Source organism: Microbacterium foliorum, from assembly GCF_006385575.1.
Taxonomy (GTDB): domain Bacteria; phylum Actinomycetota; class Actinomycetes; order Actinomycetales; family Microbacteriaceae; genus Microbacterium; species Microbacterium foliorum_B.
Genome location: NZ_CP041040.1, coordinates 2,084,919 through 2,100,230, shown reverse-complemented (window position 1 = coordinate 2,100,230; position 15,312 = coordinate 2,084,919). Strand labels below are relative to the sequence as shown.

Below are 15,312 nucleotides of genomic sequence, written 5' to 3'. Positions count from 1 at the left end.
AGTGCCAAAGGGAGGGAGTTGCGATGGTCAGCGAAAGAGGCCTCCAGGTTCTCCGCGCGATCGTGCAGGACTACGTCGAGACCCACGAGCCCGTCGGCAGCAGATCGATCGTCGATCGCTACTCGTTCGGGGTCTCGGCCGCGACCATCCGCAACGACATGGCCCTCCTCGAAGACGAAGAGCTGATCGCCGCCCCGCACACGTCCTCCGGCCGAGTCCCCACCGACAAGGGGTATCGCGTCTTCGTCGACCACCTCGCACAGCTGCGGCCGCTCTCGGTCGCACAGCGCACGGCGATCGAGTCGTTCCTCACGGCTCCCTCCGACCTCGACGACCTGATGGTGCGCACCGTCCGCGTGCTGACCCAGCTCACGGGCCAGGTCGCGCTCGCGCAGTACCCGTCGTTCGCCCGGGCGCATCTGACGCACCTCGAACTCGTCGCGCTCGCGCCCAATCGACTGCTCATCGTGCTCGTCACCGATGCGGGGGGCGTCTCGCAGCGCATCGCGCCGTTGCCCGTCGACGTCGATGACGCCGACATGGCCGTGCTCCGTGCGCGCCTGTCGGCCCTGATCACTGGGCGGGCGGTGAGTGATGCGGCTGAGCGTCTGCAGACCCTGCTCACCGACGATGAGCACTCGCACGACATCGTGCTCCGTGCACTCGCGACCATCGTCATCGACGAACTCGGCGCGTTCCGCCAGGAGCGTCTGGTGATGGCGGGCGCGGCGACCCTGGCTCGGCGCGAGCAGGACTTCCGCGGCAGCATCCACCCCATCCTCGAGGCGATCGAGGAGCAGGTGACGCTCCTGCGTCTGATGAGCGAGATGGAGGCCGACTCGCACGGCCTCGCAGCCAGCATCGGCACCGAGAACGCGTCTTTCGGACTCGGTGAGGCGTCGATCGTCGCCAGCAACTACGCCGCCCCCAGCGGCACGGCGCGCGTCGGCGTGATGGGGCCGACCCGCATGGACTATCCGAGCAATCTCGCGGCGGCACGGGCTGTGGCCCGCTACCTGTCGCGGATGCTCGATGAAGACGAGGCGGCCCGCTGACGCGGCCGCCCAGATCACAGCACACGCAGAAGGGCCATTGTGGCAGACCACTACGAGGTACTCGGCGTCTCTCGCGACGCCTCCACGGACGAGATCAAGAAGGCGTACCGACGCCTCGCCCGCCAGCTCCACCCCGACGTGAACCCGGGTGAAGACGCTGCTGAGCGGTTCAAGCTCGTGACGCACGCATACGACGTGCTGAGCGACGACGACTCCCGTCGCCGCTACGACATGGGCGGGGGCGACGGAGCGGCGAACGACTTCGGCGGCTTCGGCGGCTTCGGAGACATCTTCGAGACCTTCTTCGGCGCGGGCCAGGGCGGCGGGCGCGGAGCGCGCCCGCGTTCTCGGCGCGAGCGCGGCCAGGACGCGCTCGTTCGCGTGACCCTCGATCTCGGCGATGTCGTCTTCGGCGCGCACCGCGACATCGAGGTCGACACGGCTGTGCTGTGCGAGACGTGCAACGGTTCGTGCTGCCAGGAGGGCACATCGCCCGTCACCTGCGACATCTGCGGTGGTTCCGGCCACGTTCAGCGTCAGGTGCGGAGCCTGCTCGGCAACGTCGTCACGTCTCAGCCCTGCGGCACCTGCGAAGGCTACGGCACGACCATCCCGTACCCGTGCGGCACCTGCGGCGGACAGGGGCGGGTGCGCTCGCGCCGCACCGTCTCCCTCGACATCCCCGCCGGCGTCGAGACCGGACTCCGTCTGCAGTTGCCGGGGTCGGGAGAGGTCGGCAAGGCCGGTGGCCCGAACGGCGACCTGTACGTCGAGGTCACCGTCAACCCGCATCCCTCGTTCAGCCGTGACGGCGACGACCTGCTCGCGACGCTCGAGGTGTCGATGCCGGATGCCGTCCTCGGCACCGAGACCACCATTCAGGGGCTCGACGGCGAGGTCGATCTCGAGATCCGCTCGGGCGTTCAGTCGGGCGACGTCCTGACCATCAAGGGCCGCGGCATCACTCCGCTGCGGGGAAACCAGCGCGGCGACCTGCGGGTCGGCGTGCAGGTGGTCACCCCGACGAAGCTGGACTCGGCGCAGCGCGCGCTGATCGAGGACTTCGCGAAGAAGACCAAGGCGCCGGGTCCGCAGCTGGCGCAGTTCCAGCAGGGACTGTTCTCGAAGCTCCGCGACCGCTTCCGTTCTCACTGATCCGGACGGCGTTCATGGCACTCCACTTCCTCGTCGAGAACTCGGCGGATTCCGCGGTCGGTGACCTCGTCTCGCTCACCGGCGCCGAGGCGAAGCACGCAGCGGTGGTCCGCAGGCTCCGCGTCGGTGAGGCGGTCACCGTCGGCGACGGCGCAGGGGTGTGGCTCACGGGCGTCGCCGAAGAGGTGTCGCCGTCTCGCGTCGAGGTGCGCGTGTCGGCCCGCTCGGAAGAACCCGCACCGAACCCGCGGATCATCCTCGCGCAGGCTCTGGCCAAGGGGGACCGCGATGAGCTGGCGGTGCAGGCGGCGTGCGAGCTCGGGGTCGACGAGATCATTCCGTGGCAGGCCAGCCGCAGCGTGTCGCGCTGGGAAGGGCCGAAGGCCGTGAAGGGACGTGAACGCTGGTCGACGATCGTCCGAGAGGCCGCCAAGCAGGCGCACCGCGCCTGGGTACCCGAGGTCTCGCCTCCGGTGACGACTGCAGACCTCGCCTCACGCGCATCGTCTCAGCGCCTGCTGCTGCTCGACCCGAGTGCCTCGACCCGGTTGTCCGATCTCGAGCCGGACGGGCGCGACCTCGTGCTGGTCGTCGGCCCGGAGGGTGGCATCTCCGACGACGAACTCAGGAAGCTCTCCGACGCCGGCGCCGAACGGGTGCTCCTCGGCAAGACGGTGTTGCGCACCTCCACCGCGGGTCCTGCGGCGATCGCGGTGCTGTCGGTGGCGCTCGGCCGCTGGTGAACACGGCTACGGACCCGGTCGTGCTGCGGTCAGTAGACTGAGAGCATGTCCGAGCCCTCGATCTTCACGCGCATTCTCAACGGTGACATCCCCGGCGAGATCCTGCTCGACACCGGCCGGGTGTTCGCGATCCGCGACATCAACCCACAGGCGCCGCTGCACGCTCTCGTGATCCCGAAGACCGAGGACTACCGAGATGTCACCGAGCTCGCTCAGGGCGACCCGGGGCTTCTCGCCGAGATGGTCGCCGCAGCCAAGCAGCTCGCGGCAGAGCATGCCAACGGCGAGTACCGTCTCATCTTCAACAACGGCGCGAGCGCCGCCCAATCCGTCTTCCACGTGCACGCCCATGTGCTCGGCGATATCGAGGAGAACAAGCTCGTTGGCTTCTGACGAAAACGACCCTGCCACCGCATCCGACACCGCTGTCGAGAAGATCTATGCCGACGGCGTCGCCATGGTGCAGCTGCTCGGCCCGCAGGACCGCCTGCTGCGGATGCTCGAGAAGGAGCACCGCGACGTGCAGGTGCTCGTGCGCGGCAACGAGATCACGCTCACCGGCTCGGCGGATGCCGTCGCGAAGGCGAAGAACCTCGTCGACGAGCTGATGACCATGACGAAGGCCGGCCACGACCTCGCTCCGAGCGACGTCACGAGTTCGGCGCGCCTGCTGCGCAATGACGGAGGCCCGCGCCCGAGCGAAGTGCTCGGCGAGGCGATCCTGTCGACCCGCGGCAAGGTCATCCGACCGAAGACCCTGGGCCAGAAGGAGTACGTCGACGCGATCGAGGAGAACACGATCGTGTTCGGCATCGGTCCCGCCGGAACGGGCAAGACCTACCTGGCCATGGCGAAAGCCGTCCAGGCGCTGCAGCGCAAGGAGGTCACACGGATCATCCTGACGCGCCCCGCCGTCGAAGCGGGGGAGCGGCTCGGCTTCCTCCCCGGCACTCTGACCGACAAGATCGACCCGTATCTGCGTCCGCTCTACGACGCGCTCAACGAGATGATGGACCCCGAGATCGTCCCCCGCCTGATGGCGACGGGGACCATCGAGGTCGCGCCGCTCGCGTACATGCGCGGCCGCACCCTGAACGACTCGTTCGTGGTTCTCGATGAGGCGCAGAACACGACGCCCGAGCAGATGAAGATGTTCCTCACGCGTCTCGGCTTCGGCTCGAAGATGGTCGTGACCGGTGACATCACCCAGGTCGACCTCCCGCAGGGATCCTCAGGGCTCCGCCTCGTGACCCGGGTGCTCGACGGCATCGACGACATCCACTTCGCGCGACTCACGAGCGACGACGTCGTGCGGCATTCGCTCGTCGGTCGCATCGTCGACGCCTACAGCGAGTACGACGAGCGCCGCACGGCTCAGCGCTTCGAGCGGGAGCAGGCGGCGGAGTTCGCCAATCGCGCAGAGCGACGGGGCGCGCAGAGACCAGGACCCCGCGACCGTACGCCGAAACGAGGACTCTCATGATCGAGATCAACAACGAGTCGGCGATCGATGTCGACGAGACCGTGCTGCAGCGCCTGACCGACTTCAACCTGGCGCAGATGCACGTGAGCCCGGATGCCGAGGTCGCGATCGTCCTCGTCGACGAGGCCGCGATGGAGGCCCTCCACGTGCAGTGGATGGACGAGCCCGGTCCGACGGACGTGCTCAGCTTCCCGATGGATGAGCTGCGCCCAGGCACCGAAGACCGCCCCACGGCCCCAGGACTGCTCGGAGACATCGTCCTCTGCCCTCAGGTCGCTGAGGCGCAGGCGCAGGCGGCCGGCCACACGCTGATGGATGAGCTGATCCTGCTCACCACTCACGGACTGCTGCACCTCCTCGGTTTCGACCACGCCGAGCCCGAAGAGGAGCGCGAGATGTTCGGACTGCAGAAGGAGCTCATCCAGGGCTTCGCCGCGGCTGAACGTCGACGATGACCGCCGCCCTCCTGCTCGCAGGCGCAGTCCTGCTCGTCGCGTTCGGCGGACTGATGGCTGCCATCGACGCCGCCTTCGGCGTCACGTCGCGCTCGGACATCGAAGAGATGGGCGCCGAGGGCCGCAACGGTCCTCAGCTGGTGCGGATCGCGGCCGACCCGGACGCACACGTCAACGCCGTCGCGTTCATCCGCGTGCTCGCCGAGACAGCCGCCGCCGTGCTCGTCACGGTCGCGTTCAGCATCCTGTTCGACAACATCTGGTGGGCGATGCTCGCCGCGGCCCTGCTGATGACGGGCATCAGCTTCGTGCTGGTGGGGGCGAGTCCTCGCTCCTTCGGCCGACACCACGCAGAGGGCATGCTCCGCGCGAATGCACGGATCGTCCGCGGGCTGCGCATCATCCTCGGACCGCTCGCCCAGGGACTGGTGGTACTCGGCAACCGGGTGACCCCAGGACGCGGCCGCAGCTCGTTCACCTCCGAGGAGCAACTGCTCAGCATGGTCGACGAGGCCGCCTCGAACGACCTGATCGAGGCCGATGATCGCGACCTCATCCACTCGGTGTTCGACTTCACCGATCAGTTCGTACGCGCGGTGATGGTGCCCCGCACCGAGATGGTGACGGTCGACGCGACCGCGACGACGAGCGAGGCCATGACGCTGTTCCTGCAGCGTGGTGTGTCGCGCATGCCGGTCGTCGACGACGACGCCGATGACGTCGTCGGAGTGCTGTATCTGAAGGACCTCGTGCTGTTCGCCTTCCGTGATGAGAACGCGTGGCGCACCGCATCCATCCGTCCGATTTCGCGGCCTGCGACCTTCGTGCCCGAGTCCATGCGTGCCGAGACGCTGCTGCAGCAGATGAAGCGCGACGCCGTGCACGTGTGCCTCGTGATCGACGAGCACGGCGGCATCTCCGGTCTCGTGACCCTCGAGGACCTCATCGAGGAACTCGTGGGCGAGATCTCGGACGAGTACGATCAGGTATCGGCTGAAGTCGTCGAACTCGGCGACGGACGCTACCGCGTGAGCTCCCGACTCTCGCTGGAGGACGTCGGCGATCTGTTCGGCCTCGAACTCGAGGACGAGGACGTGGACTCCATCGGCGGTCTGCTGGGCAAGGCACTCGGCCAGGTCCCGCAACCAGGGTCCACAGCGACGGTGGAGGGGCTGACCCTCACCGGCGGTGCGTCTCGAGGGCGAGGTCGCGGAATCGCGACCGTGTTCGTCGAACGCGTGGCACACGACGCGGGAGACGCCGCAGATGAGAGAGACGGAAACGATGACTGAGCAGACGCGGAGCGGGTTCGTGACCTTCGTGGGGCGGCCGAACGTCGGAAAGTCCACTCTCACGAATGCGCTGGTGGGCGAGAAGATCGCGATCACCAGCGAGAAGCCGCAGACGACCCGACGGGCCATCCGCGGGATCGTGAACCGACCCCAGGGACAGCTCGTCATCGTCGACACACCTGGCATCCACAAGCCGCGGACGCTTCTGGGTGAGCGCTTGAACGACCTCGTCGAGCAGGTGCTCGGCGACGTCGACGTGATCGGCTTCTGCGTGCCGGCGACCGAGAAGGTCGGACCGGGCGATCGCCGCATCGCAGCCTCGCTCGACGGGTACCGTCGTGCCAAGAAGATCGCCATCGTCACGAAGACGGATGCCGCAGGGCGCGACGAGATCACCGAACGGCTCATCGAGGTCGACGCCCTGCGCGAGGACTGGGACGCTGTCATCCCGATCTCTGCCCTCACGAACGACCAGCTGGAGGTTCTCGCAGACGAGGTCCTCGCTCTCATGCCGGAAGGGCCCGCGCTCTACGGCGAAGGGGTGACGACCGATGAGTCGGAGGAGGATCGCATCGCCGAGATGATCCGCGAGGCGGCGCTCGACGGTGTCCGTGACGAGCTTCCGCACTCGATCGCAGTCATGATCGACGACATCGCTCCCCGTGAGGGCACCGACCTGACCGATGTGCATGCGTCGATCGTGGTGGAGCGCGACAGCCAGAAGGCGATCATCATCGGCCACAAGGGCAAGCGTCTGGCTGACGTCGGACGCCGTGCCCGAGTGGGCATCGAAGAGCTCCTCGGCACGAGGGTCTTCCTGGGTCTGCACGTCAAGGTCGCGAAGGAATGGCAGCGAGACCCGAAGCAGCTCGGACGCCTCGGCTTCTGACATGCGACACCGAGACGCGACGCGGATCGGCTGCTCCAGCGGGCGAGAGAGATGAGCGTCCGCGGTGAGAACCGCGAGCCCCAGAGGAACGAAGCTTTCACTCGGCTCTTCGACGCCAATTGGGCAGCGGTCAGACATCATGTCGAAGGCGTCGTCGAAGACCCCGCGGAGGTCACCGAGATCGTCTCGGAGATTTTCCTCGTGGCCTGGTCCCGACTCATCCCGACGAAGCCGATGGATCGGATCTGGTTGATCCGCGCGGCGGATCGGGTTCTCAGCGGCCGATCGGGGCGATCGACGCTGAGGCGCACGGCCATCGATGCGGTGCATGGTGGGGTGTCGGGTGACGAGGCGCCTCCTGATCTGAGGATGCGTGCCAGAGTTCTTGCCGCACTGGCAACCCTCACCGGGCGTGAGCGGCGTATCATCATGCTGAAGTACTGGGATGGGCTCGCGGTGGGGGAGATCGCTGAGTTGCTGCGCAGCCCGCGTGTCCGAGTGCGGAGGAAGCTGTTGCGCGCTCAAGTGAAGTTGCGCGCGGAGCTCGGACTGGAGGGGCGGGGGGATCATGTTGACTGACGACGCGCTGATCGAACGTGTCCTCACGCAGGCCGATCCTGCCAGGACGCCACGCGATGCGAAGCCGGACGCCGCGGCAGAGTGGACTCGAGACCGGATCATCCGCACCGCCGCGAAGCCTCGGCCCCGACGCAGGCGCGCTCTGGGGTGGGCCTCGGGTGTCGTGATGGCGGCCGCGGCGGCGGTCGTCGCCGTCGCCGTCCTGGTTCCACAGGGTGCGGCCGTCGCAGGCTCGCCTGCACCGCTGGACTTCTCGGGCGGTGAGAGCACTGCTGAGACGTTGGACACGGCGCGGTCGACGCTGAGCGCGACGCCGGGCCCCGCCGAGCCGGAGCGCGTCGTGCGGTCGGCGACGTGGGGACTCGACATCAACGGCAGCACCGGAGCGACGAAGGTCGTGCCGCAGCTCACCACGCTTCGCTGGGAGCCCGATCTCTCGGGTCGGATGGTCTCGGTGAGGGGGGTGCCGTACGACCCCACGGACGCGTCGGCGAACATCGGCGCCGAGATCAGCAGCTCGGGTGAGGTCACCGTCGATCTGTCGATCGAGCCCGGTCAGTTGGGGACCCCCGTTCCCGACGTCTTCGGCGACTCCCGTGAGGAGGTGTCCGCCGTTCTCACCGCCTTCGGAATGCCGACGGATCCGACGGGTTCCGAGGTCGTCGCCGCCGCGACAGCGATGCTCGAGTACTGGACCCTCACGAACGCCCAGGAGTCGCAGGTGCTCGACGTCCTCGCGGAGGCGGACGGGGTGGAGGCGCTCGGCGCCACGACCGACCGCCTGGGACGGCAGGTCGCAGGACTGCGAGTGATCACGTCGGACGGCGCTGCGAGTGACGTCGTGCTCCTGTCCCTCGACACGGGGAGGATCGTCGGCGTCGAACGGACCAACCTCATCGCGAACGACCTGATAGCCGGTGGCGCGATCATCTCGTACACGATGTGGGACGTCGATGAGGAACTCGTGAGATGAGATCGCGGAGGATCCTCCTCGGTGTGGCCGCCGGCCTCCTCGGAGCCCTCATGTTCGGGGGTCCTGCGTTCGCGGCCCCTGCGGTGGACGACGGGGATCGCATCGCACCGCTGATCCTCGAGGTGATGGCAGAGGTCCCCGGCGGAGTCGTCGTCGACTCGCGGCACGCCGTCTGGCCCGAGCTGGGCATGGAGCTCGTCGTCGGTGCTCACGTCCGCGCCGTGTCTATTGCCGCCGTGGGCAGCTGCACGACGGGTCTGGTGTGCGCTTACACCGGCACGGCGCTCACCGGAGCACGGTTGAGCTGGAGCACGTGTGGAATCCTCCCGATCCCGACATCCTTCTCGGTGAGGTCGCTGGCGGACGCGCGGTCGGGGGGATACGCGCAGGCGCGCAACGGCGCGACAGTGCTGGCCACCGCTCCCGCGGGAGGCTGGACCAATGTCAACGGAACCTCGACCAACGTCCGCTGCGTGCTCTGAGGATAGAGTCACGGCATGACACTCGCACAGCACTGGATCGCATCATCCTGGGGTGCCCCTGACACGTGGGAGTTCGTCGAGCACGAGGTGTCGCCACCGGGCCGCGGTGAGGTCACCATCCGGGTGCACGCGGCCGGTGTGAACCCGGCAGACGCGAAGCATGTCGCTTCGGCCCGCTCAGGGGCGCAGCTCCCGGTGCCGATCGGCTACGAGGTCTCGGGCAGGATCAGCGCGATCGGGGCGGACACCCGTGTCGGATCCGGTGAGGCGGCGGTGGGTGACGAGGTCATCGCCTTCCGCGTCCGCGGGGGATACGCGACCGAGCTGACCGTCCCCGCCGAGAAGGTCTTCGCGAAGCCGACGACCCTCTCGCACCCGGAGGCGGCGAACCTGCTGTTGGCCGGCACCACGGCGGCTGAGATGCTCTGGGTCACCGGCGCTGCACCTGGCGAGACGATCCTGCTGCACGGCGCATCAGGCGCGGTCGGCGTGAGCCTGCTGCAGCAGGCCGCCCTGAGAGGAATCCGGGTGATCGGCACGGCGAGTGCTGAGCGTTTCGATGTCGTCCGTCGATTCGGGGGAGTCCCCGTGGCTTACGGTCCCGGTCTGACTGAGCGGGTCAGAGAGGCTGCCGGAGCGGCAGGCGTGTCGGCTGCCCTCGACGCCGTCGGCACGCAGGAGGCCATCGATGTCTCTCTGGGGCTCGTCGGGGACCGCTCGCGGATCGTCACGATCGCCGCCTCCGCGAGGGCAGACTCCGACGGCATCCTCGCGATAGCCGGTTCGATGCCCGCGAGCGCCCGCTTCCGCGACGGTGTTCGTGGTGAGCTCATCGCGCTCGCACAGAATGGAGACCTCGTCGTTCCGGTCGCCCGCACCTTCCCGCTGGAAGACGCGCCTGCCGCGCTCTCGCTGCTCGCCGGCGGCCACCCCGGCGGCAAGCTCGCGCTCATCCCGTCGTCCTAGTCGATCTCGCGCAGCGCTGACGTCACGATGACGACTCCGTGGCCGTACGCCTGATCGACCGCATCCTGCAGCGTGCCGTCATCCCAGACGACATTCACCCAGACATAGCCACGCTCGATCCAGAGCGAGAGGGCATCGAGGCCCAACGAGGCCGAGAGCTCGTCCTGCACGCGGGTGAGATCTGCCTCGGAGCTCGTGCCGTCGACACCGCCTGCTGGGTCCTCCGGCCGGACGGGATCGTAGAGCGCGAGCATGATGGGCGGGTCGGTGACGGTGTACCGCTTGTGGAACACGCGGCGAGACCGAGCACGCCCAGGAGGGCTGCTGCGGCGAGAAGCATGCGACTGCGCGATGTGCTCATGCCTGACAGTGTCTCGGGCCGGTCGATCGTCTCAGCGGCGAGTCAGACGGCTTCCGCATCCCTGCTACCATGGCCGCATGCCTTTCGGCGGTCTGCTTCTTCTTAGCTGCCGCGACGAGTCCTAAAGCTAGGGCCTTCCTCGTCGCGGCGCTTGTGTTGGCCCGTTCACATTTCTGACGAAGAGAAGAAGCCCCATCATGCAGAACACTCAGCGCCCGTCCGCGATGCCGATCCACAAGTACCGGCCGTACCACGAGCAGATCTCCGTCCACCTGCCCGACCGCACGTGGCCTGACGCCCGCATCACCGAGGCTCCCCGTTGGTGCGCAGTCGATCTCCGCGACGGGAACCAGGCGCTCATCGACCCGATGTCTCCCGAGCGCAAGCGCGTCATGTTCGAGCTGCTCGTCAGCATGGGCTACAAGGAGATCGAGGTCGGGTTCCCCTCGGCCAGCCAGACCGATTTCGACTTCGTCCGTCAGCTCATCGAAGAGAACCTGATTCCGGATGACGTCACGATCCAGGTGCTGACCCAGGCGCGTGAGCACCTGATCGCCCGCACCTACGAGTCGATCGCCGGGGCGAAGCAGGCCATCGTTCATCTCTACAACTCGACGAGCGTGCTGCAGCGTGAGGTCGTGTTCCGCACCGACAAGCAGGGCATCATCGACATCGCCCTCGAGGGCGCGCGCCTGTGCCGTCAGTACGAGAAGACGATTCCCGACACCAAGGTCTACTACGAGTACTCGCCCGAGAGCTACACGGGCACCGAACTCGAATTCGCCGTAGACGTCTGCAACCAGGTGATCGAGATCTTCGAGCCGACTCCCGATCGCAAGGTCATCATCAACCTGCCCGCGACCGTCGAGATGGCCTCGCCGAACGTCTACGCAGACTCGATCGAGTGGATGAGCCGCAACCTCGCTCACCGCGAGAACGTCATCCTGTCGCTGCACCCGCACAACGACCGCGGCACTGCGATCGCGGCCGCCGAGCTCGGGTACATGGCCGGCGCCGACCGCATCGAAGGTTGTCTGTTCGGCAACGGCGAGCGCACCGGCAACGTCGACATCGTGGCGCTGGGCATCAATCTCTTCACGCAGGGCATCGACCCGCAGATCGACTTCAGCGACATCGACCAGGTCAAGCGCACGGTCGAGTACTGCAACCAGCTGCCGGTGCCCGAGCGCAGCCCGTGGGCCGGCGACCTGGTCTTCACGGCGTTCAGCGGATCGCACCAGGACGCGATCAAGAAGGGCTTCGAGGCGATGGCCGTCCGTGCCGAGGCCGAGGGCGTCACGGTCGACGACATCGAGTGGGCCGTGCCGTACCTGCCGGTCGACCCGAAGGACCTCGGCCGTTCGTACGAAGCCGTGATCCGCGTCAACTCGCAGTCGGGCAAGGGCGGTGTCGCTTACCTGCTCAAGGCCGACCACGCGATCGACCTGCCTCGCAAGCTGCAGATCGAGTTCTCGGGTGTCGTCCAGACCAAGACCGATGCCGAGGGCGGCGAGGTCACCAGCGAGCAGATCTGGTCGATCTTCAACGACGAATACCTGCCGGCGGCCGATGAGGCAGCCAAGTGGGGCCGCTTCGAGCTGCTGGCCACACAGACCCGCAGCGACATGTCGGGCGACGTCGTGCTCGACGTCGTCCTGCGCGACGACGACCAGCAGGTGGCGGTCTCCGGCAACGGCAACGGTCCGGTGGCGGCGTTCGTCGAAGTGCTGCGCGGTCAGGGCTTCGACATCACGGTCTACGACTACGTCGAGCACGCTCTCAGCGCCGGTGGCGACGCGCAGGCCGCGGCCTACGTCGAGCTGCAGGTCGGCGACCAGCGGCTGTGGGGCGTCGGCATCGACGGCGACATCTCGACCGCTTCGCTCAAGGCGATCGTCTCGGGCGTGAACCGCTCGATCCGCACCCGCCAGCACGAGCTCGCAGCGGTCTGACCTCGGTGTGCACGAACGCCCCGGCCGATCTCAGCATCGGACGGGGCGTTCATCTGCCACGGCACGACGGGCCGAGCAGCTGCGCTCACTCCGCGCTGGGCTTGATGATCGGGATCACACCGGTCTCGGCAGCCACCTTGCGGCGGTAGATGCGGCGCTGCTCGGGGAGCGAGACATCGAAGGTGACGGCGAGGATGCGGATCACGGTGGTGACGGCGATGCCGACCACGGCGGCGATCGTGATGGGCATGCCCAGCGCCACGGCGATCACGATGAACGTGCAGCCGGCGCCGGCGGCGACCGCATAGAGCGAGCCGACGTGCATGATCGCGGTCGGCAGTCCCATGAGCATGTCACGGAGCACGCTGCCGCCGACGGCCGCGCATACGCCGATGAAGACGGCGGGAACTTCGGGGATGCCGAAGGCGAGCGCCTTACTGGTGCCGAAGGCGCCGAACATACCGATCACCACGGCGTCGAGCACGACGATCGCCGTGTTCAGGCGGCTGAAGAGTCCCGCCAGCAGCATTCCCAAGAGAGCTGCGCCGCCCGCGGTGACCAGATACCACTGGTTCTGCAGCGTGGCCGGGGTCTGCCCGAGCAGGATGTCGCGGATGAGGCCGCCGCCCATGCCGATCATGATGCCGATGATCGCGACACCGAGCCAGTCGAGGCGTCGCTGGCCCTGGAATCCCGAGGCGAACATCGCGCCCTGGACACCTCCGAGACCGACGCCGAGCAGGTCCGCCCAGAGCGGAATGATGAAGAGCGGTTCGGTCACGCCTCTATTCTCCCGCACGGAGGATAATCGAACGGTGCCCACTTACCGAGATGAAGCGGTGATCCTGCGCACCCACAAGCTGGGTGAGGCCGATCGCATCGTCACGATGCTCTCTCGGCGGCACGGCAAGATCCGCGCGGTCGCCAAGGGCGTGCGACGCACGTCGTCGAAGTTCGGCTCGCGGCTCGAGCCGTTCATGGTCGCCGATGTCCAGCTGTATCAGGGGCGCTCTCTCGACATCGTGCAGCAGGCAGAGTCGCTCGGGTCGTACGGATCCGACATCGCGGCGCACTACGACCGATTCACCTCGGCCAATGCGATGGTCGAGACGGCTGACCGGCTCAGCGATTCCGAGGCGACGCCCGACCAGTACCTGTTGCTGGTGGGTGGACTGCGTGCGCTGTCTCGGGGCGAGCATTCGCCCCGCAGCATCCTCGACTCCTATCTGCTGCGCGTCATGGCGCTGTCCGGGTGGGCTCCGTCGCTCGGCGACTGCGCGCGATGCGCCACTCCTGGGCCCCACGCGCACTTCGTCGGACAGCTCGGCGGGGCCGTGTGCCCGAACTGTGCGCCGGCGGGCAGCCCGAAGGTCGCAGAGAAGACCCTGTCGCTGCTGCGGTCGCTCATGTCCGGTGAGTGGGAGGCGATCGACGCTGCTCCGCACGCCGACAACGCCGCGGCATCCGGCCTCGTCGCCGCCTACGCCCAATGGCACCTGGAGCGCGGCATCCGATCGCTCGAACACCTGGTGGCCGACATCCCCCGAGAAGGAGCACGGTGAGTCCCAAGCCCTACACGCACAAGGATGCCGTGGCGTATCGCCCGCTCGACTGGACGGGCGTCTATCCGCCGAGCTTCCGATCGGTTCCTGAGCACGTCGCGATCGTCATGGACGGCAACGGCCGCTGGGCCAACCGTCGGGGTCTCAGCCGCGTCGAAGGGCACAAGGCAGGGGAGGAGGTGCTTCTCGACGTCGTCGCCGGTGCGATCCAGGCGGGGGTCAAGCACCTCTCCGTCTATGCGTTCTCGACCGAGAACTGGGCGCGCTCTCCAGACGAGGTTCGCTTCCTCATGGGATACAACCGCGATGTCCTGCATCGCCGACGCGACCAGCTCAACGAGTGGGGCGTGCGCGTCCGCTGGGCCGGCCGTAAGCCGCGTCTCTGGGGCAGCGTCATCACGGAGCTGCAATATGCCGAGCAGCTCACGAAGGACAACGACGTGCTCACGCTCACCATGTGCGTGAACTACGGCGGGCGAGTCGAGCTGGTGGATGCGATGCGGTCGATCGCCGCCGACGTGGCAGCCGGCAAGGTCAAGCCGAACGCGATCAGCGAGAAGATGATCCGCCGCAACCTCTACGTGCCGGACATGCCGGACGTCGACCTGTTCCTGCGCAGCTCGGGCGAGCAGCGCACGTCCAACTTCCTGCTCTGGCAGGCGGCGTATGCCGAGATGGTGTTCCTCGACACGCTCTGGCCCGACTTCTCGCGCGAGGAGCTGTGGCGCGCCATCGAGGTCTACCTGTCGCGTGACCGTCGCTTCGGTGGGGCGATCGATACGCCCGACGCCTCCGCCTGAGCACGCAGCCAACTCTCCGTCTCGCGGGGGTGCCGCAGGCGCACGATCGTGAGGTGGGGGAACCGCCCCTGCTTCTCAGGCATCCGAGTCGGCCAGAACGTCCGCGTCTTCGACTGCCAGGAGAGGATGTTGCGTTCCGGATCGCGCGTGGCCAGCAGTTGCCAGACGGGCTGCTCGACATTGCCGTTGTACATCTCCGTGCGGAGGATGCTGCGGCTGAGAGTGCGCCGCAGCAGACGCGTGCGCACGACGGACCACGGATAGTCGAGCCAGATCGCCAGCTGGGCGCGTGGCGTCATGATCTCGTCGGTGCCCTTGTTCGTGTACTGCCACTCGGTGACCCAGCGGTCCTCGGCAGCGAAGGCGCGGACGTCATCGAGGAAGGACGGGCGTGGAGTCCAGTTCTCGCCGTGGAACAGGCCGTCGATCTCGACGTGGCGCAGATCCCAGAGCTCAGCCACGCGCCGCGCGAGCGTCGTCTTGCCCGATCCGGTGACACCCGCGATCAGCACCCTCTCGGGGTTGAACGGCAGCGGATCGGCGGCGGAGAGCATCCGAGAATCCT

The 15,312-nt window shown here is 67.6% G+C and carries 18 protein-coding genes; 15 read left to right on the top strand and 3 right to left on the bottom strand.

Going from position 1 to position 15,312, the window contains the following annotated elements; translation table 11 throughout:
• The first annotated feature begins 23 nt into the window (after positions 1-23).
• From hrcA to FIV50_RS10070, 12 genes are read left to right on the top strand one after another with little or no spacing between them, the layout of a single operon-like run.
• Positions 24-1,055 carry a heat-inducible transcriptional repressor HrcA gene (gene hrcA / locus FIV50_RS10125; RefSeq protein ID WP_140037327.1) on the top strand — a complete coding sequence of 344 codons (1,032 nt, stop codon included), beginning with the start codon at positions 24-26 and terminating at the stop codon, positions 1,053-1,055.
• Between the two features lie 39 nt (positions 1,056-1,094).
• Entirely contained in the window at positions 1,095-2,210 is a 1,116-nt protein-coding gene (gene dnaJ / locus FIV50_RS10120; protein WP_140037326.1) for a molecular chaperone DnaJ, read from the top strand.
• 14 nt (positions 2,211-2,224) lie between these two features.
• Positions 2,225-2,953, top strand: a complete 729-nt coding sequence (locus tag FIV50_RS10115; protein ID WP_140037325.1) for a 16S rRNA (uracil(1498)-N(3))-methyltransferase — start codon at positions 2,225-2,227, stop codon at positions 2,951-2,953.
• Between the two features lie 45 nt (positions 2,954-2,998).
• On the top strand, positions 2,999-3,346 hold the full coding sequence (locus FIV50_RS10110; RefSeq protein ID WP_140037324.1) for an HIT domain-containing protein: 348 nt from the start codon (positions 2,999-3,001) through the stop codon (positions 3,344-3,346).
• A complete protein-coding gene (locus FIV50_RS10105; protein WP_375137370.1) occupies positions 3,303-4,436 on the top strand; it encodes a PhoH family protein in 1,134 nt (377 codons plus the stop codon). The genes FIV50_RS10110 and FIV50_RS10105 overlap by 44 nt, the downstream gene beginning before the upstream one ends.
• Positions 4,433-4,891 carry an rRNA maturation RNase YbeY gene (gene ybeY, locus FIV50_RS10100; protein WP_140037322.1) on the top strand — a complete coding sequence of 153 codons (459 nt, stop codon included), beginning with the start codon at positions 4,433-4,435 and terminating at the stop codon, positions 4,889-4,891. The genes FIV50_RS10105 and ybeY overlap by 4 nt, the downstream gene beginning before the upstream one ends.
• Entirely contained in the window at positions 4,888-6,183 is a 1,296-nt protein-coding gene (locus FIV50_RS10095; protein WP_140037321.1) for a hemolysin family protein, read from the top strand. The genes ybeY and FIV50_RS10095 overlap by 4 nt, the downstream gene beginning before the upstream one ends.
• The gene (gene era / locus FIV50_RS10090) at positions 6,176-7,072 is read left to right on the top strand and encodes a GTPase Era (RefSeq protein ID WP_258184210.1); all 897 of its coding nucleotides are present in this window, start codon (positions 6,176-6,178) and stop codon (positions 7,070-7,072) included. The genes FIV50_RS10095 and era overlap by 8 nt, the downstream gene beginning before the upstream one ends.
• Before the next feature lie 51 nt (positions 7,073-7,123).
• A complete protein-coding gene (locus FIV50_RS10085) occupies positions 7,124-7,651 on the top strand; it encodes an RNA polymerase sigma factor (protein ID WP_140037319.1) in 528 nt (175 codons plus the stop codon).
• A complete protein-coding gene (locus FIV50_RS10080; protein ID WP_258184209.1) occupies positions 7,641-8,624 on the top strand; it encodes a hypothetical protein in 984 nt (327 codons plus the stop codon). Before FIV50_RS10085 ends, FIV50_RS10080 begins: the two co-directional genes overlap by 11 nt.
• Positions 8,621-9,106: a hypothetical protein gene (locus FIV50_RS10075; RefSeq protein WP_140037318.1), complete on the top strand. Its 486-nt coding sequence runs from the start codon at positions 8,621-8,623 to the stop codon at positions 9,104-9,106. The genes FIV50_RS10080 and FIV50_RS10075 overlap by 4 nt, the downstream gene beginning before the upstream one ends.
• Before the next feature lie 15 nt (positions 9,107-9,121).
• Positions 9,122-10,072 (top strand): quinone oxidoreductase family protein, encoded by a 951-nt coding sequence (locus FIV50_RS10070; RefSeq protein ID WP_140037317.1) that lies wholly within the window; start codon positions 9,122-9,124, stop codon positions 10,070-10,072.
• Here FIV50_RS10070 and FIV50_RS10065 read toward each other — a convergent pair.
• Positions 10,069-10,365 carry a hypothetical protein gene (locus FIV50_RS10065; protein WP_140037316.1) on the bottom strand — a complete coding sequence of 99 codons (297 nt, stop codon included), beginning with the start codon at positions 10,363-10,365 and terminating at the stop codon, positions 10,069-10,071. The genes FIV50_RS10070 and FIV50_RS10065 overlap by 4 nt on opposite strands.
• A gap of 265 nt (positions 10,366-10,630) precedes the next feature.
• Here FIV50_RS10065 and leuA point away from each other — a divergent pair, with 265 nt between their 5' ends.
• The gene (gene leuA, locus FIV50_RS10060) at positions 10,631-12,385 is read left to right on the top strand and encodes a 2-isopropylmalate synthase (RefSeq protein ID WP_140037315.1); all 1,755 of its coding nucleotides are present in this window, start codon (positions 10,631-10,633) and stop codon (positions 12,383-12,385) included.
• 85 nt (positions 12,386-12,470) lie between these two features.
• Here leuA and FIV50_RS10055 read toward each other — a convergent pair whose 3' ends face one another.
• Positions 12,471-13,166: a trimeric intracellular cation channel family protein gene (locus FIV50_RS10055; protein WP_140037314.1), complete on the bottom strand. Its 696-nt coding sequence runs from the start codon at positions 13,164-13,166 to the stop codon at positions 12,471-12,473.
• Positions 13,167-13,200: 34 nt separating this feature from the next.
• On the opposite strand from FIV50_RS10055, the gene recO reads away from it, so the two are divergent.
• Positions 13,201-13,947, top strand: coding sequence for a DNA repair protein RecO (gene recO / locus FIV50_RS10050; protein WP_140037313.1), 747 nt, complete (start codon positions 13,201-13,203; stop codon positions 13,945-13,947).
• Complete coding sequence (locus FIV50_RS10045; protein ID WP_140037312.1) at positions 13,944-14,747, top strand: isoprenyl transferase; 804 nt, start codon at positions 13,944-13,946, stop codon at positions 14,745-14,747. Before recO ends, FIV50_RS10045 begins: the two co-directional genes overlap by 4 nt.
• On the opposite strand, the gene FIV50_RS10040 is transcribed toward FIV50_RS10045, so the two are convergent.
• A complete protein-coding gene (locus FIV50_RS10040; RefSeq protein WP_140037311.1) occupies positions 14,687-15,301 on the bottom strand; it encodes an AAA family ATPase in 615 nt (204 codons plus the stop codon). The genes FIV50_RS10045 and FIV50_RS10040 overlap by 61 nt on opposite strands.
• Positions 15,302-15,312 lie beyond the last annotated feature (11 nt).